Source organism: Endozoicomonas acroporae (assembly GCF_002864045.1).
In the GTDB taxonomy this organism is placed as follows: Bacteria; Pseudomonadota; Gammaproteobacteria; order Pseudomonadales; family Endozoicomonadaceae; genus Endozoicomonas; species Endozoicomonas acroporae.
This window is the reverse complement of record NZ_PJPV01000194.1, coordinates 14786-32399: the sequence shown is the minus strand read 5'-3', so window position 1 is coordinate 32399 and position 17614 is coordinate 14786. Positions and strand designations below refer to the sequence as shown.

At 53.0% G+C, this 17614-nt stretch carries 16 protein-coding genes; 14 read left to right on the top strand and 2 right to left on the bottom strand.

Going from position 1 to position 17614, the window contains the following annotated elements:
* Positions 1–308 precede the first annotated feature (308 nt).
* On the bottom strand, positions 309–3479 hold the full coding sequence (gene rne, locus CX664_RS23610; protein ID WP_101749083.1) for a ribonuclease E: 3171 nt from the start codon (positions 3477–3479) through the stop codon (positions 309–311).
* 919 nt (positions 3480–4398) lie between these two features.
* On the opposite strand from rne, the gene rluC reads away from it, so the two are divergent.
* Complete coding sequence (gene rluC / locus CX664_RS23605; protein WP_244910723.1) at positions 4399–5355, top strand: 23S rRNA pseudouridine(955/2504/2580) synthase RluC; 957 nt, start codon at positions 4399–4401, stop codon at positions 5353–5355.
* Positions 5356–5401: 46 nt separating this feature from the next.
* Complete coding sequence (locus CX664_RS23600) at positions 5402–6388, top strand: S49 family peptidase (RefSeq protein ID WP_101749081.1); 987 nt, start codon at positions 5402–5404, stop codon at positions 6386–6388.
* 40 nt (positions 6389–6428) lie between these two features.
* On the opposite strand, the gene CX664_RS23595 is transcribed toward CX664_RS23600, so the two are convergent.
* On the bottom strand, positions 6429–7010 hold the full coding sequence (locus CX664_RS23595) for a Maf family protein (RefSeq protein WP_101749085.1): 582 nt from the start codon (positions 7008–7010) through the stop codon (positions 6429–6431).
* A gap of 178 nt (positions 7011–7188) precedes the next feature.
* Here CX664_RS23595 and CX664_RS23590 point away from each other — a divergent pair, with 178 nt between their 5' ends.
* The 12 genes from CX664_RS23590 to CX664_RS23535 all read left to right on the top strand — a co-directional run bounded on the left by CX664_RS23590 (position 7189) and on the right by CX664_RS23535 (position 17533).
* A complete protein-coding gene (locus CX664_RS23590; protein ID WP_101749080.1) occupies positions 7189–7803 on the top strand; it encodes a YceD family protein in 615 nt (204 codons plus the stop codon).
* 33 nt (positions 7804–7836) lie between these two features.
* Positions 7837–8019, top strand: a complete 183-nt coding sequence (gene rpmF, locus CX664_RS23585) for a 50S ribosomal protein L32 (protein ID WP_101749079.1) — start codon at positions 7837–7839, stop codon at positions 8017–8019.
* An 8-nt stretch (positions 8020–8027) separates the two neighbouring features.
* A complete protein-coding gene (gene plsX, locus CX664_RS23580) occupies positions 8028–9062 on the top strand; it encodes a phosphate acyltransferase PlsX (protein WP_101749078.1) in 1035 nt (344 codons plus the stop codon).
* 572 nt (positions 9063–9634) lie between these two features.
* A complete protein-coding gene (gene fabD, locus CX664_RS23575; protein WP_101749077.1) occupies positions 9635–10573 on the top strand; it encodes an ACP S-malonyltransferase in 939 nt (312 codons plus the stop codon).
* A 14-nt stretch (positions 10574–10587) separates the two neighbouring features.
* Complete coding sequence (gene fabG / locus CX664_RS23570) at positions 10588–11370, top strand: 3-oxoacyl-ACP reductase FabG (protein ID WP_101749076.1); 783 nt, start codon at positions 10588–10590, stop codon at positions 11368–11370.
* Positions 11371–11582: 212 nt separating this feature from the next.
* A complete protein-coding gene (gene acpP / locus CX664_RS23565; protein ID WP_020582918.1) occupies positions 11583–11816 on the top strand; it encodes an acyl carrier protein in 234 nt (77 codons plus the stop codon).
* Between the two features lie 314 nt (positions 11817–12130).
* Complete coding sequence (gene fabF, locus CX664_RS23560; protein ID WP_101749084.1) at positions 12131–13372, top strand: beta-ketoacyl-ACP synthase II; 1242 nt, start codon at positions 12131–12133, stop codon at positions 13370–13372.
* A 177-nt stretch (positions 13373–13549) separates the two neighbouring features.
* Positions 13550–14374, top strand: coding sequence for an aminodeoxychorismate lyase (gene pabC, locus CX664_RS23555; RefSeq protein ID WP_163372411.1), 825 nt, complete (start codon positions 13550–13552; stop codon positions 14372–14374).
* Positions 14367–15422: an endolytic transglycosylase MltG gene (gene mltG / locus CX664_RS23550; RefSeq protein WP_101749074.1), complete on the top strand. Its 1056-nt coding sequence runs from the start codon at positions 14367–14369 to the stop codon at positions 15420–15422. The genes pabC and mltG overlap by 8 nt, the downstream gene beginning before the upstream one ends.
* Before the next feature lie 25 nt (positions 15423–15447).
* The gene (tmk, locus tag CX664_RS23545; protein ID WP_101749073.1) at positions 15448–16086 is read left to right on the top strand and encodes a dTMP kinase; all 639 of its coding nucleotides are present in this window, start codon (positions 15448–15450) and stop codon (positions 16084–16086) included.
* A 30-nt stretch (positions 16087–16116) separates the two neighbouring features.
* Positions 16117–17136 carry a DNA polymerase III subunit delta' gene (locus CX664_RS23540; protein WP_146000277.1) on the top strand — a complete coding sequence of 340 codons (1020 nt, stop codon included), beginning with the start codon at positions 16117–16119 and terminating at the stop codon, positions 17134–17136.
* A gap of 55 nt (positions 17137–17191) precedes the next feature.
* A complete protein-coding gene (locus CX664_RS23535; RefSeq protein WP_101749071.1) occupies positions 17192–17533 on the top strand; it encodes a PilZ domain-containing protein in 342 nt (113 codons plus the stop codon).
* The last annotated feature ends 81 nt before the right edge of the window (positions 17534–17614 follow it).

The following is a 17614-nucleotide window of genomic DNA, read 5'->3' as shown; positions in this document are numbered from 1 at the left end:
CCGGATGAGGGGAGACTCTCAAGTCCGGTTCTGTGAGCGCCTGAGGGGGAGGTTCCCTTGGGCGACTCGACAGGCACGGAGACAAGATAAAGTTTTACCTCTGTGTCTCCGTGCCTCCGTGGCAAATCTTTCATACCAGAGGGTGACGAACAATCGTCATGAGTATTTGTGTGGGTGCGAGTTCGGCAGAGATTTATTGTCCATCGCTATGGCGCAGGGCGGTATATGACTGGAGAGCCTTCCGGTGGTTTTTCAAGGCAAAAAAAACGGGGTGGAAACCACCCCGTTCAGTTCAGTATCAACCCTTATTACAGGTTGCTTTCTTCAGTGCGAACCTGTGGAGCTTCCTGAGTTTCGCTTTCTGGCTCAACAGGCAGTTCGATCTGCTGAGTCTGGCGCTTGGCCCTGGGGTCGTTGTGTGCACGGCTGCGGCGACGACGCGGCCTTTCAACGGTTTCATCATCAGAAGTTGCTTCAGCTTCGCTGACTTTAACCTCTGCTGTCTGGTCACGCTCAGCTGCTTGTGGTGCTTCTGCTGCTTTGCTCTCAGGCGCTAAAGGTTGTGGTGCCGGGGCAGCCTCAGCGGGCTTCTCCTGTTGACTTTCATGAACAACTGCCTTGTCTTCATCAGACTGATTTAATGCCTGCTTCAGCATCTCTTCAGCTTCATTGGCGGTCATGGTCGGCTTAGGCTCGACAGCCTCTGCTTCAGCTTTCGCTTCGGCTGGTTTCTCGAAAGCGGGTGGCATGGTTGCAAACGCCGGCTTGTCGAGATTATGGGAAGCGGCAACGGCTTTTGCCATTTCTGTCATCTGAGGGCGTGGGGTTACCTTCTCCCGCTCAACGGCTGTTGCTTCTGCTGTGGCAACGGGCAGGTCGGCCTGGCGTTCTTGAGTACTGGTCTCAACGGAGGCTTGTTCTGCTTTTTCCGGTTGCGCTTCAGAGTCTCCGGCTGTTGCAACCTTAAGCTCAACTGTCGGCTCTTTATCGACAGAAGGCTGTTGATTGGCTGGTGAGTTGCTCTCAGCAGGGATTTCCGGTTCGCTGACTTCCTCAGGCGCAGACTGCTGAGTTTCCCTGAGACGGCGAGGGTCATTCTTCACTCTTCTGGAGCGACGAGGTCTCACTTCTTCCGGTGCTTCAGGTGTGTTGGCAACGGCTTGCTCTTCGACAGGAGCCTTGCGGGTTTCCTCTACCTTGTCCATTGGCATGGCTGAAGCTACGGCAGCTTCCGGGGCAGTTACAGCAGCTTTGCTGCTTTCCAGCTCGGGCTTCTCAATGCTGGCAAATGACTCTTTTTTGTCAGCACGCTTTTCCTGTGGAATGCTTTCCTGTGCGACAGTTTCATGAACAGCAGGGGCATTTACTGCCCCTTTAGCGCTTTCAGGCAGCAGTGGCTGTAATTGCGGTTCATTCTGCTGCTGGCGCTGAGACTGACGGTTGTTGCGACGACGGGGCGCAGAGTTCGGGCGGCGTCGACGATCACCGGAGCCCTGTTCTGGTTCCTGGTCCTGGCGGCGTTCCTGTCTGGGTTCCCGTTGTTCCGCTACTTCCGGCTTGTCACGCTGGCGTCTTTCCTGCCTTTCAAAGCGGTTTTCCTGGCTGCCGGAGCGGTTGTCTGAACGGTCCTGCTGACTCTTTTTGCGCTCTTTCTGAAGACGGTTGCTGTCCTGCCTGTCGCGGCGCTGGGAATCAGTTCGGGTCTTTTTCCTGTTCTGGCCAGCTTGACTGTCACGACGCGCCGGTTGACGTTGCGGGGTGGGTTTGTCCTGGCCAGCGGATTTGTCGTCATCATTTTCCGGGTTGAAGAGGCTGCCGATGGACTTCAGCAGGCTGCCAATAAATCCGGGTTTTGCTTCAGGCGCTTTAATGACTGGTGCAGGCTGTGCCGGGGCAACATTGCGCACGGCGGCCTGTTGTCTGGGCTGAGGCCTGGTGGCTGTGGTCAGCTCTTCCGGGCTGGCGTCTTCGCCCTCAAGGATGATTTCGTAGCTGCTCTCACGATCCTGGAGATTGTCGTCACGGAGGCGCTGGACATCGTAATGGGGAGTTTCCAGATTGGCATTTGGAATGACGATGATGCGGGCATCATGACGCTTCTCGATCTTGGCGATCATTTTGCGCTTTTCATTCAGCAGAAATGCCGCCACCGGTACAGGAACCTGAGCGCGAATCTCGGACGTCTTGTCCTTCATGGCCTCTTCTTCCATCAGGCGCAGAATAGACAGGGCCAGAGACTCAATATCCCGAATCGTGCCCTGGCCTGAGCAACGAGGGCAGACCACGCCACTGGTTTCACCCAGAGATGGGCGCAGACGCTGACGGGACATTTCCAGCAGGCCAAAGCGGGAGATGCGGCTGGTTTGAACGCGGGCACGATCAACCGACAGCGCCTGACGAATGCGGTTCTCTACTTCACGCTGATTCCGGTTGCTGCCCATATCGATGAAGTCGATAACAATCAGGCCGCCAATATCACGCAGGCGCAGCTGTCGGGCAATCTCATCCGCCGCTTCGAGGTTGGTGTTGTAGGCGGTTTCTTCGATATCGCCACCACGGGTTGCACGGGCGGAGTTGATATCAATGGATACCAGGGCTTCTGTTGGATCAATAACAATGGAGCCGCCGGATGGCAGTTTGACTTCACGCTGGAAGGCGGTCTCGATCTGGCTTTCAATCTGGAAGCGGTTGAACAGGGGGACGCTGTCTTTGTACAGCTTGATCTTGTTCTGGTACTGGGGCATGACCTGTTTAACAAAATCCAGGGCTTCTTGATAAACCTGGGTTTTGTCGATCAATACTTCACCAACATCCTGGCGCAGGTAGTCGCGGATAGCGCGGATAATGACATTGCTTTCCTGGTAGATCAAAAATGGTGCGGGATTTTTATCGGCAGCATCTTTGATGGAGTTCCAGAGCTGCAGGAGATAGTCCAGATCCCACTGGAGGTCTTCTGTTGAACGGCCAAGGCCGGCTGTGCGAACGATGACACCCATTTCGGCAGGGATGTCCAGCTTGCTCATGGCCTCACGCAGTTCAGCGCGCTCATCGCCTTCAATACGGCGTGAGATGCCACCGGCCCGTGGGTTGTTGGGCATCAGCACCAGGTAGCGGCCAGCCAGGCTGACCAGTGTGGTCAGGGCGGCACCTTTGTTGCCACGCTCTTCCTTATCGACCTGAACGATAACCTCGGTGCCTTCCTTGATGACATCCTTAATGTTGGGACGACCACCAGTATGGCCGACGAAGTATTCCCGGGAGATCTCTTTTAAAGGCAGGAAGCCGTGTCGCTCTGCCCCAAAGTCCACAAACGCGGCTTCCAGGCTGGGCTCAACACGGGTGATTTTTGCTTTGTAGATGTTGGCTTTCTTCTGTTCGCGGGCTCCGGATTCGATATCCAGATCGAACAGGCGCTGCCCATCGACGAGTGCAACCCTCAGCTCTTCTTGCTGGGTTGCATTGATCAACATTCTCTTCATAGAGTACCAAATTGCTAATGGCTACCCTAAGCAGATGTTGGTGGCGAAAAGTTGTTCGTGACATTCGGTAAATCCAGCGCATTCATTGGTTTGACGGGCAATCCATCGTCTTTCCGGAAGCGCCCGGCCTGCCACCTGACGTATTCTTGGTGGCTGGCAGTGCAACTGGTTTCCTTCAGCTTCTGTACAAACTCTCCGGTGCTACCCGAGTGTACACAGGCCAACAACCGCAGGAGAGCGGTGTGGTCGGTGGTAACCAACTATCAGACTTACAGCCGGGCTTATTCAAGGGTAAGGCTGTAACGATATAGCAATCTGCATCCGTATGTTGACCGGATGCATAGTGGGGAGATGCGTTGATCGGGCGCTTCTGGCTGGTTGTGGATACGTTTACAGGTATCACTGAGCCTGTCACTAGCATATGACCCGTCCGCTGTTCTTCATCCCTGGTATCGGGAGCGCAACCTCTGTTCTTGGGTGGCACTGTTTATCTATCACGGCTGTGGCCGTGGTCTTTAATCGTTCAGCACCATGGCAGGAACTCATGCCCTCAGGGAGGGATGCAACTGGTTCATCTGCCATGATGTCTGCCTGAGCGGCTATTCCCGGAGTTACCTGGCCCGGACTTGTTCATCGGGTAAACGTAGCTCCGGTTTATTTTCGGCCCGGTTAGCGGAATTTAAGTGATGCTATCCCTTTCGGGTCATGCTCAGACTTCGTAAATCGAACTGCCTCTTCGGATAGTTACAAGGCAGTGCCACAACTATATCAGTAATCTGTAAGTGCTTCAAATGACACAAAGCTGATAACATTACCTGAAAGAAAATCGCGGTAATCCCTGAAAGTCTTTTTATCTCAACCGGTTAAGGTAGAGCTTCCGGGGCTGCAACTTGGCATAAACAGATATGTGGTTAGACGATTGAAACAAGCAAGCGTTAACTTTATTACCATTGATGAGGATGCGGCTGGTCAGCGTGTTGATAATTTTCTGTTGCGGGTTCTTAAAGGGGTGCCCAAGACCAGGGTGTATCGTATCGTTCGCAAGGGTGAGGTGCGGGTCAATAAAAAGCGGGTAAGCGCAGATTATCGCCTTGAATTGAACGATGTTGTTCGTATTCCTCCGGTCAGAGTGACCGAAAGGGAGGCTCCCGTAAGGCCCGCTGACAGCGTGATCGCTCAATTGGAAAAAGCGGTACTATATGAAGATGATCTGCTGCTGATTATCAACAAACCGTCCGGGCTTGCTGTGCATGGCGGGAGTGGTCTGTCTTATGGCGTGATTGAAGCACTTCGCCAGCTACGGCCGGATAACCGCACGCTGGAACTGGTGCATCGCCTGGACCGGGACACCTCGGGTTGTCTGGTGATTGCCAAGCGCCGCAGTATGCTGCGTCATCTGCATAACCAGTTGCAGCAGAAAGAAAAAGTTGAAAAGCTGTATCATGCGCTGGTGGTGGGTAAGTGGCCAGCGAGAAAGCAGCTGGTCAATGCGCCGCTGCTGAAGAACGTGCTGCAGTCAGGAGAGCGGATGGTCCGGGTGCATGTGGATGGCAAAAAATCCCGAACGGCGTTTCGAGTACTGAACCGTTTTCCAAATATGACCCTGGTTGAGGCTTACCCCATCACAGGGCGGACCCATCAGATTCGGGTTCACTGTCTGCACGCGGGGCATCCCATTGCCGGGGATGAAAAATACGGTACGGATTCAGACAATCAGTCCCATAAGCAGTTTGGTCTTAAAAGGCTGTTCCTGCATGCCGCCAGTATCGAATTTGACCTGCTGGATGGTAAGCGCCTGAAGGTTGAAGCGCCTTTGCCGGACGAACTGGCTGAGGTGTTGTCAGCTTTGCAACTGGATGTCGGATCAAAGAATTGATAAATATGCACAGATCGTTTTTGAGTGAACCTGTTAAGGGGTGATTATGCAAGACAAGTGGCAGGAGTCCTCGTCTGAGGCGCAGGATAACCTGGACAGTAATCGAGCCTGGGATCTGGTGGATGCCCTGGCCAAAGGCGCGCTGCTGGAGCAGCAACGTTCCCGGCGATGGGGTATATTTTTTAAACTGCTGACCTTTGGCTGGTTGTTTTTCTCCGTTGCTGTCATTTATAACGCGACCAATATCAATGATGTAGTGATCAGTGATGGCTCCAGTGAGCATACGGCGCTGGTGCAGATTGATGGCCAGATTGGTGGTGGCGATGTGAATGCAGATGTCGTGGTGTCGGGATTACGCTCAGCCTTTGAGGATCCGGGCACTAAAGCGGTGATTTTGCGAATTAACAGCCCGGGTGGTAGCCCTGTCCAATCTGGCTATATCTATGATGAAATTCTCAGGCTGCGCGAACTGCACAAGGATACGCCTCTTTACGCGGTCATTATGGATATTGGTGCGTCTGGCGGCTACTACATTGCCGCTGCCGCTGATGAAATTTACGCTGACAAGGCCAGCCTGGTAGGGTCTATCGGCGTTATTTCCTCTGGTTTCGGTTTTGTCGGGGCGATGGAGAAGCTGGGGGTTACCCGCAGAACCTATACCTCCGGTGAAAATAAGGCATTCCTTGATCCATTCCAGTCCGTGGACCGTGAAGCTGCGGTCGAATGGCAAGCGTCGCTGGATACTATTCACCAGCAGTTTATTGATGCGGTAAAAACCGGGCGGGGTGATCGACTGGCTGATCGGTCGGATATCTTTTCAGGCATGATCTGGTCTGGTGAACAGGCCAAAACACTGGGTCTGATTGATGGTCTGGGCAGTGCCGGTTATGTGGCCCGTGAAGTGGTGGGTGAAGAGGATATTGTTGATTACACCTTCCGCCTTTCACCGCTGGAAAAATTTGCCCGGGATTTTGGGGCTGGTGTCAGCGCCACCCTGGTGGAAGCCCTGGGTGATGGTTTTCAGTTAATGTAATTGAATGGCCAGGTCTTCTCTGCAAGACCTGGTACCTAAACTATCTGCCCAAAGGGTAAACTCCTTCGTTCATCAGCATGGTGGTCAGGGTGATCAGTGGCAGTCCAACCAGGCTGTCAGGATCATCGCCAGCCATTTTCTCGAACAGGGTTATGCCCAGTCCTTCACATTTGAAGCTGCCAGCGCAGTCCAGCGGACTCTCTGCATCTATATAGGTGGCAATCTGCGTGCTGGACAGTGTTCGGAACCAGACGGTGTAATCCACACAGGTCAGCTGATGCTCTGCTGTAGAGGTGTTCAGCAGGCAAAGTCCGGTGTGGAAAACCACCTGTCTGCTGCTGCAGCTGGACAGCTGTTGAATGGCTTGTTCCCGGGTTCCGGGTTTGCCCAGAATTCTATTGTCCAGTGCGGCGGTTTGGTCGGAGGCAATAATCAGGGTGTCCGGATACTGATCGGCCAGTATCAGGGCCTTTTCCCGGGAAAGCCTGATGGCCAGCTCCCTGGCGCTCTCTCCGGGTTCAGGGGTTTCGTCAATGTCCGGAGAGGCCTGGCTGAACGTCAGGTTGAGTTGTTCAAGCAGTCTTTTTCGATAGGGTGAGCCTGAGGCTAGCAATATATTCATCGTTTTATGTTGTGCCGGTGGTGCGGGCAAAGGGTGCGGATAGTCGAGCACAGTATGCATGGTTACGAATTTTTGTAAAACCCGCCTGCGCCATCCGGCAGCAGGTTGTGAAAAATACAGTCTTCAGGCATGTTATTCATGAAATAGTTGAAATTCTGATAAACCTCGCCCGAAAAGGATGTTTGACAGCAAAGGGGCATCGCCCTATGATTGCGCGCTTATGTTATCAGGCCAATTACCAAAAACCGTTGATCCGCGGAAACTCGCGCGTCAGGGGTTACAGTTTGAAGGTTCGCTGGCGCTTAAACAGTTTGATCGACTGGTGGCCAGTCTCGCTGACGATCAGGGCGAGGTGAAGGTCTTTCTTCATTTCTATATGAGCGAAGATCACCGAGTGGTTCTTGAGGGGCATGTTGAGGCGAATCTTAAAATGATTTGTCAGCGCTGCCTTGATGTAGCAGAACTTCCCGTGCGTTCAGACCTCAACCTGATGGGTGTATTGACCGATGAGCAGGCCCGGTCCCTGCCAGAGGGTTATGAACCCCTGATGCTCCAGGAGGAGCCGATGGAGTTAGTGCCCCTGCTGGAGGAAGAGCTTCTGTTGAGCCTTCCTATCGTGGCTTATCATCCGCCTGAAGCCTGCCAGGTTCAGCAGAACTTTACTACTGAATCTGATGAAGAGGCTGAGGCTTCCGCTGCCCGGGCAGAGGAAGAGAAAAAGCGTCGTAACCCGTTCAGTGTTCTGGCTAGTCTGAAAGCTGATCAGGATAAAAGTACTACCGAACCCAAATAGAGTTCCAGGCAAAGAATTTAGGAGAGTTGACACATGGCTGTTCAGCAAAACCGTAAAACCCGTTCCAAGCGTGACATGCGCCGTTCCCACGACAGTCTGACTGCTGCTCAGCTGTCTGTTGATGCGACTTCCGGCGAAACTCATCGTCGTCATCACATGACCGCTGACGGCTTCTACCGTGGCCGCAAAGTGCTTGAAGGTAAAGTCGGCGAGTGAGTCGTTGCATGCCAGGACGGTCAGCAGCTCCAGGAAGGAGAATAGCGCTTGATGTTATGAGCGGGGACGAAAGTCCCCGTTCTCGTATCCGGGCTGCCCTCCGAGCCTTGGATGCTTATCCGGATCTTCATCTTTCCCTGGTAGGTGATCAGCAACTGATTACCGGTCACCTCTCTTCTATTGCTTTCGATCAGTCCCGCCTTACGGTTATTCATGCTGGTAAGACCATTGGCATGGATGAAAAACCCTCTTTTGCCCTGAGATCCAAAGAAGATAGCTCCATGTGGGTTGCCCTTGAGCAGGTGGCTGATGGCCGTGCGGCTGCCTGTGTCAGCTCGGGGAATACGGGTGCCCTGATGGCCATGGGGCGATTTGCCCTGAAAACCTTTGTGGGGATTGACCGTCCCGCCATTGCCGGAGCCATTCCCTGTGCCGGTGGCAGTGTTCTGCTGCTGGATATGGGTGCTAATGTTGACTGTTCAGCCAACAGTCTTTACCAGTTTGCTGTGATGGGTTCTTTGCTGGCCGCCACTGTCAGGGGTATCAATGCTCCGAGGATAGGGTTGCTGAACGTCGGTACTGAGGATATCAAAGGGAATGAGCAGGTAAAGCTGGCAAATCGTCTATTGAAAGACGATGTTCGTCTGAACTACATCGGCTATATCGAAGGGAATGATGTGTTTGCCGGTGGCGCGGATGTGGTGGTCTGCGACGGTTTTGTTGGCAATATTGCCCTGAAAACCGGAGAGGGGGTTGCCGGTTTAATCCGTGACAGCCTGGTTGCCGCTTTTCAGCAGACGCTTTGGCGCCGGTTTCTCTCTCTGCTGATTGCGCCGGTCATGCGCAAAATCTATAAAAGCATTGATCCGGTAGTATACAACGGTGCCAGTTTTCTCGGGCTGCAGGGGATTGTGGTCAAAAGTCACGGACATTCTGATGAAGAAGGTTTTTTTCGGGCTATCGGCGAGGCCGTCAGGGAAGTGGATAGTGATGTTCCCGGGCGGTTGGCAGAAGAAATAGAATTAATGCTGGGAGGGGAGTAAGGGTTAATGATGATTGAAAGTCATCCCTGGAAGATATGATCCGGAATAGCAGGTGAACATACATTACCGGCCCCGGAATAACAACAGGGCTACTGCCTCAAAAACAGACTGTTGATTTCCGGGTCTGGTAGCTGGTCTCTTGCCTCGGTAAAACAGGTTGTATTTTTCGCTGATCGTTTCTGAGTGAATGTTCCGTAAAAATAAGTTGCCCTGCATAGATCATTGTGACTGCCTTACTGAACTTATTGCCAAGGCTTTACCGTTAATAATGATCAATTGCAACTCCAAGCCAGAGGCTATACGGGATTTGCAGGTAATGGTATCTATAATATTTTGTGGTAATTATTCTGTGCTTATAATCGTTTTTGGTTCTTTTTTGTTATTGGAAACATAAATTTACTTACCTTGTTGTCTATTTTTCCTATAATTGCCCCGGTTTTTTACTGGGAAGCGTATCTGGTCTCCGGGCTGACTGCATTAACCGGTGCGGTTGTACCGAGAGGTTCGCTTCGTATTCAATTGAATTTCAGGCCTCTCGGTAACAAGAGGGCCAGGCGAAAGAGCGGGTTGCAATGACGGATAAGCTTGCTTTTGTCTTTCCAGGACAAGGGTCCCAACAAGTTGGCATGATCGCTGACTATTTTTCAGAACCAGTGGTGCAGGCAGCGTTTGCTGAAGCCACCGGGGTGCTTGGTTTTGATCTCCTGAACATGGTTTCTGAGGGGCCTGCTGAGGCGCTGAATCAGACGGAGAATACCCAGCCTGCACTGCTGGTATCCAGCGTGGCTCTCTGGCGCCTCTGGTGTGAGCGTCAGGGGGAAGTGCCGTCGATGATGGCCGGGCACAGCCTGGGTGAATATTCGGCCCTGGTGTGTGCCGGTGCGATGAATTTTGCCGATGCCGTCAGTCTGGTTCGTCTGCGTGGACTGTTTATGCAGGAGGCGGTTGCCTCCGGTGCAGGAGCCATGGCTGCTATTATTGGCCTTGATGATGCAGATGTGGTGGCTGCCTGTGAGAAGGCGGCAGGTGATGAAGTGGTCGAGGCGGTCAATTTCAATGCCCCCGGTCAGGTGGTGATTGCCGGTCAGGTTGCCGCGGTTAAACGTGCCATTGAGTCTGCCAAAGCAGCGGGTGCCAAAAGGGCGATTGAGCTGCCAGTCAGTGTACCTTCCCATTGTGCCTTGATGAAGCCAGCAGCAGAGCGCCTTCACAAAGCGTTGGACGGTATTGAGTTGATCGAGCCGGTGATTCCGGTGGTGCAGAATGTTTCTGCTAATGTCTGTTCTGATCCGGCTCAGCTTAAGGCGAATCTGGTGGCGCAGCTGTACAGTCCGGTACGCTGGGTTGAATCTGTGGAAACCATGATGGCTGCTGGTGTTGGCCGGTTTGCTGAATGCGGCCCCGGTAAAGTACTGGCTGGACTGAATAAACGTATTGCACGACGTGCGCCCATTGCTACGCTGGAGTCTGCTGACGCTATGACTCAGATGCTGGCAGAAGCTAACCAATAAGGAACAGGCGGGAAATGACTGCTGAAAGAGAGCTGGAACGGTCCATTGCAGGAGATGGCCTGATGGGGAAGGTTGCCCTTGTTACCGGTGCCAGTCGTGGTATTGGCAAAGCCATAGCATCTGCCCTGGGGAAAGCCGGAGCCATCGTGATTGGCACGGCAACGTCTGAGTCCGGTGCGGCGGCCATTACTGACGCTTTGCAGGCGGAAGGTATTCAAGGTCAGGGCATGGCCCTGAACGTAACCTCAGCGGATGAATGTCAGGCGGTGCTCAAGGTGATCTGTGCAGAATATGGCGCACCGTTGATTCTGATCAACAATGCCGGTATTACCCGTGATAATATCCTGATGCGCATGAAGGAGGAGGAGTGGGATGACGTTATTGATACCAATCTCAGTTCCATCTTCCGGATGAGTAAGGCTGTCCTGCGTGGCATGACTAAAGCACGCTGGGGGCGGATAGTGAATATCAGCTCTGTCGTTGGTTCCATGGGTAACCAGGGGCAGGCAAATTACGCGGCAGCCAAGGCCGGTATTGAAGGCTTCACCAGAGCGATGGCCCGTGAAGTCGGTTCAAGAAGCATTACCGTGAACACCGTTGCTCCGGGCTTTATCGAAACCGATATGACCAGGGCGCTGCCTGAAGAGCAGCAGTCCTTCCTGCTTGGCCAGATTCCCCTGGCCCGGTTGGGGCAGCCGGAAGAAATTGCCGCTGCTGTTGCATTTCTGGTCAGTGAGCCTGCCGGGTATATCACTGGTGAGACCTTGCATGTCAATGGCGGCATGTACATGAATTAATCCTCCTTTGCCGGAACCTGTAGTAATGAGCAGGGCGAGGCGAACCCTGTTCTGATGGGTTGGGTTTTGGGGTTTTGTTAAATCTGTTGTCAATTTGCGTGGATAGTCACCGGTTTTCCATGAACTGGCTTGAAATTCCCATAATTGACCATATACACTAGTTCACCTGTAGCCTCAGGCTGCACCGAATATCGATAGGAGCACAACAAGGTATGAGCACCATTGAAGAGCGCGTTAAGAAGATTGTTTGCGAACAGCTTGGCGTGAAGGAAGACGAAGTCACTAACAGTGCGTCATTCGTAGAGGATCTTGGCGCGGACTCTCTGGATACTGTTGAGTTGGTGATGGCGTTGGAAGAGGAATTCGAAACCGAGATTCCTGATGAAGAGGCTGAGAAAATCACCACTGTTCAGGAAGCAATTGACTACGTTGTTGCACACTCCTGATTCTGCCTTGATTTGCACAACTGTATCTTTGTGACACGCTTTTTCGATACATATTCTTCAGCGAAAGTATCTCCAAAGTGTGTCACTCGAAAGCCGCATGACGATGGTCTGCGGCTTTTGTTGTTTATGGCAGCCTGCTGGCTATCGCGGTAAAAGCTGGCTGCGTGATGACATTAGGTAGTTGTCGTTTTTTCATAGTCAGGCTGTTGTGGCGATGCTTTGATGTAAATGACGGTTCATTAAATCTGTACGACAGGTCAGCAGGAGAGTCAGTCTTGTCGGAAGAAAAAAATACAGAATGGTTATCGCAGCGAATGCGTAGAAGGGTTGTTGTAACAGGCATGGGGGCAATAACCCCGGTGGGCAATAATGTCCATGATAGCTGGTCTGCTCTGTTGGCGGGGCGCAGTGGTATTGAGGCGATCTCCCACCTTGATACGGAAGGTTTCAGTGTATCTATCTGTGGCGCGGTTAAAGGTTTTGATCCTGACGGTGTTATCGATAAGAAAGATGCCCGTAAAATGGATGTCTTTATTCAATACGGTGTAGCCGCTGCTGCCGAGGCCATGGCTGACGCCGGTCTGGTCATTGATGATCACTGTGCGCACCGATATGGTGTGGCGATCGGCTCGGGTATTGGTGGTTTGACGTCTATTGAGCAGAACCACTCCACACTGCTGAACAGCGGCCCCCGTCGAATATCCCCATTTTTTATTCCCGCTGCCATCGTCAATATGGCGGCGGGCTGGGTTTCCATGAAATACAATCTTCAGGGACCCAACTTTGCCACCTCTACAGCCTGTGCTACCGGCAGCCATGCCATTGCCCTTGCCGCAAGAACCATTGCTTATGGTGATGCTGATCTGATGGTGGCGGGTGGTGCCGAAAAAGGTTCGTCTGCGCTGGGCATGACCGGTTTTGCCGCAGCCCGTGCGCTCTCTACCCGTAATCATGAGCCTGAAAAAGCCAGCCGCCCGTGGGATGCGGATCGTGACGGTTTTGTCCTGGGGGATGGTGCCGGTATTCTGGTGCTGGAAGAGTACGAACATGCGGTTAAACGTGGTGCCAGGATATACGCTGAGCTCAGTGGTGTTGGCATGAGTGGTGATGCCTGGCATATGACGTCGCCGCCAGAAGATGGTCGTGGTGCTGCGCGTGCCATGATTTCAGCCCTTGAAGATGCTGGTCTGGTACCTGAAAATGTGTCGTATATTAATGCTCACGGCACGTCCACACCGGCAGGGGATGTGGCTGAAACACGGGCGATTCATCAGGTGTTTGGTGCCCACGTCGCGCGTCTGGCGGTCAGTTCCACCAAATCCATGACTGGTCATTTGCTGGGGGCTGCCGGGGCGGTGGAAGCGGTATTCAGTATCAAATCCCTGGTTGAAGGTGTGGTTCCCCCGACCATCAATCTGGATCAGCCCGGCGAAGGCTGTGATCTTGATTATGTGCCGCACCATGCCAGGAAAATGCAGATGGATCATGTGCTCTCCAACTCTTTTGGCTTTGGTGGTACCAATGTAACCCTGGCATTTTCCAGATTAGACAGCTAGGAGCCTGTTCGAGAATAGCGCCCGTAGCGAGGATGGCAGAAAATTGAGGATAAAAATTTCGTTTTGTGAGGTGAATAGCGGGGCTATTTGCCGAACAAAATGGAATTTTTAGACCAATTTGCTGCCACCGCAGTAGGGCAGTCTATTCTCGGACAGGCTCCTAGGAGGGGGTTCCGGGTGAGTGAGTATCCAGTCTGGGTGAATGGAGTACCTGAAAGTTTCCTGCCGGTTTCAGACCGTGGCCTGGCCTACGGGGATGGCTTATTTGAAACGGTTCGGGTTGCCGGTGGTAAGCCAACGCTGGCTGACTATCATTGGCGTCGCCTGCAACGCTCTTGCCACCAGCTGGGTATTGCCGTGGATATTGAGCGATTGCTTGAGGAGGTGGATGCCTTTCTGTTGGATAACCGGGCCGGTGACGGTGTGCTGAAGGTTATGATCACCCGGGGCAGCGGTGGACGCGGCTATAATCCTGAGGGTTGTCTCTCTTCGCGTCGGATTCTGTCACTCCACCCGCTGCCGTCAAGGTCCCGTGATCCCGGAGTGCATGGCGCACGGGTAAAGCTCTGTCAGATGCGTCTTGGGCGAAGTGCCCTGGCAGGGCTGAAGCACCTGAATCGTCTTGAGCAGGTGCTGGCCAGAAGTGAATGGCAGGGCGATGCTTACGACGAAGGTCTGCTGTGTGATTTTGCGGGCAATCTGGTTGAAGGCACCATGAGTAATCTGTTTGTTGTGACCCATGAAGGTGCCCTGGTGACTCCGGATCTGTCATTCCATGGTGTGGCAGGGGTTTGTCGCGATTTTATCATGGAGTTTGCCCGTCATCGTGGGATGGCGGTTAAAGTGCAGTCCGTACCCCGGGGGCTGGATGTTGCAGAAGTCTTTCTCTGCAACAGTGTCAACGGTGTCTGGCCTGTGATTGAATACGAGGGCAGGGAGTGGGAGATTGGCCCACTGACTGTCCAAATTCGAGATTGTGTACTGGAAGAATTCAATGCTTAGGAAGTTGCTGCTGACACTGTTCGGTGGTTTGCTGTTGGCTCTGTTTCTGGTCCTGGCGGGTCTTGCAGCTGGCTGGTATGGTCTGCGCTGGTATGGTGATCAGCAGGTGCCGGTAACCAGTGATGCCGGGTTTGTCATTGTTACGGGCGACTCGCTGGGGCGCGTGGTGCAGCGACTGGCGGCAGAACGGCTGATTCAATATCCTGATATGTTCAAGGTCTTTGCCCGGGTCAAGGGGGTTGCTGCGGACCTTCATGCCGGGGAGTACCTGATTGCTCCCGGTACCACCTATCGGCAGCTGTTGCACAAGTTTGTTACTGGTGATGTCCGTTACTTCAGTGCGACCCTGGTGGAAGGCTGGACATTAAAAGAGTTGCTCACAGACTTGAATAGCCACCCGAAACTGACCGCTCCGGTAGAGCTGAACAAACTGCCAGCGGTGATGGGGGCGTTGCCCGGGGATGTGCCGCAGACCGATAACCTGGAAGGGTTGTTCTATGCGGATACCTACAGCTTTGAAGCGGGGACGCCAGTGGCGTCAATTCTGCAAAGAGCCCATCAAAGGCTGCAATCCGTGCTTGCGGATGAGTGGGATCAAAAGGCCGAAAACCTGCCGTATACATCCCCCTACGAAGCCTTGATTATGGCGTCGATTATTGAGAAAGAGACAGGTGTGCCATCAGAACGGCCTGATATTGCCGGTGTTTTTATCCGACGTCTGGAAAAAAGGATGCGACTGCAGACCGATCCGACCGTTATCTACGGTATGGGTGATCGTTACCAGGGTGAATTGAATCGTCGTATGCTGCGGGAACGAACCGCCTATAACACCTATGTGATTCATGGTCTGCCGCCAACCCCGATAGCGACGGTTGGGCGCGAGGCCATTCAGGCGGCACTGAATCCGTCCAATGGGGAAACGCTTTATTTTGTTGCCCGTGGCGATGGTACTCACCACTTTTCCAAAACACTGGCTGAGCACAATCGCGCCGTCAGGAAGTATCAGATTACGGAACGGCGGAAAGATTATCGTTCTACGGTGCAATAGCAATACTAATGAAATTGAGAGATTGATGGGTTTTTTTCTGACGATTGAAGGCTGTGAAGGTGCCGGTAAAACCACCGCCAAAGGGGTTGTTCTGCAATGGTTAGAGGCTAATGGCCATGATGTTGTTGAAACCCGGGAGCCAGGTGGCACGCCATTGGCTGAACAGTTGAGAAGCCTGGTGCTGGCCGAACACGAAGAGACGGTGACGGATACTACCGAACTGTTGATGGTCTTTGCCGCGCGCAGCCAGAATCTCAGTCAGCGTGTCGAACCTGCACTGGCTGAGGGCAAGGTGGTGGTTTGTGACCGGTTTACCGATGCAACTTATGCCTATCAGGGTGGTGGTCGTGGTATCGATGAGCAGCGTATCGCGGTACTGGAACAGCTGGTGCAGGGGGATCGCAGGCCGGATATGACGTTGCTTCTGGATATTGAGCCGGAACTTGGCCTGGCAAGGGCGAAAGGTCGGGCTATGGAGCAGGGAGAGGCTCTGGATCGGATTGAGCAGGAAGCGATCGAGTTCTTTCACCGTGTTCGCACTGTCTATCTGGCAAGGGCTGAGCGTTTTCCCGATCAGTACGTTGTTATTGATGGCAGTCAGTCGATGCCAGAGGTTGAAGCACACATCATCAAGGCTTTGCAGCGTCGGCTTGGGAGTCAATAGCTCCACGGCCAAGGATAAAGGTTGGATTAATTGAGTTCTGAATCAACTGATATGGTGAGTAACTTCTTGTCAAAGCCGTTACCCTGGCACGGGGCTCAGTGGCAGCCACTGGTTCAGCGAATGCAGGCAGGCCTGCTTTCCCATGCCCTGCTGTTGAAGGGTGTGCCCGGGGTGGGTAAAGGTTATTTTGCCGGGGCTATGGCTACTCGTGTGCTTTGCCATCAAAACAGTGGCGAGTACGCCTGTGGTCATTGCAAGAGCTGTGAGCTGGTAAAGGCGGGAACTCATCCTGACCTGCTGGTGGTTCAGCCTGAGGCGACAGGCAAGCCAATCAAGATTGACCAGATTCGTCAGGTCAATGAGTTTGCCCGTAAAACCGCCCAGCAGGGGGGGCGCAGGGTCATCGTTATTAACCCGGCGGAAGCGATGAATGTTAATGCCGCTAATGCATTGCTGAAAAGTCTGGAAGAGCCCGGTGGTGATACCCTCTTTATTCTGGTCAGTGCCCGCTCCGGAGATATGTTGCCGACCATCCGCAGCCGTTGTCAGATGGTGTCTTTTACTGTGCCGGATATTGCACAGGCAAAAGCCTGGTTATCGGATCATATTGCCGATCCTCTGGTGGTGGATCAGTTGTTGAGCCTTTCATCAGGTTCGCCCATGACCGCCAGGGCAATGTTTGACCATGATACGCTGGCAGTTCGAGGACGTTTGTTCAATGCTATGCCCGAACTGTTTCGTGGTAATCTGACCCCTGTAGAAATGGCGAAAGAGTGGCATACGGGTAACCTGGTTGAACTGCTGGCCTGGATGGGCAGCTGGCTGGATGATGCTGTAAAACTGAAACTGGCGGCCGATGAAAGCTGTGTTCGGAATCGTGATTTGATGAGAATGCTGGACTATATGGCTAACAAAGTGGCAGCGGCTGATCTGCTGGTATTGCGCGATAAGATTATGCGGCAGCGACAGCAGTTGCTTGAGGGCGCTAACCTGAACAGTCAGATGTTGATGGAAGGTGTGTTCAGCGATTATCTTGAGCTGGTGATATAAATCGGTTTGTGAACCAGTTCAGAATTTGAATTCAGGAAAAAAGGAGAGGGTTGTCATGGGGAAAGGGATGCAGGGACTGATGTCTCTGACCATACGGGACACGGCATCACTCTATGAAGCGTATATGCCGTTTATCAGTGGCGGCGGACTGTTTGTGCCAACTCACAAACATTACAACCTCGGGGATGACGTGTTTATTCGTCTGACGTTGATGGATGAGCCGGAGAAGATTCCTGTGCCGGGGAAGGTGGTTTGGGTGACGCCGATGGGAGCCCAGGGTGGCCGACAGGCAGGGATCGGTATTCAATTTAATGATCCGACTGACAGTGTCCGCAGTAAAATTGAGAAGCATATCGCCGGTGCCTTGTCTTCGGACCGCCATACCAACACAATGTGAGCGGTCTTACGCAGGTGGCTTATTATGATCCGCCCCGTTTTACAAGAGCCTGTTTCGTTGATTCATTAATGCTTATGGCCG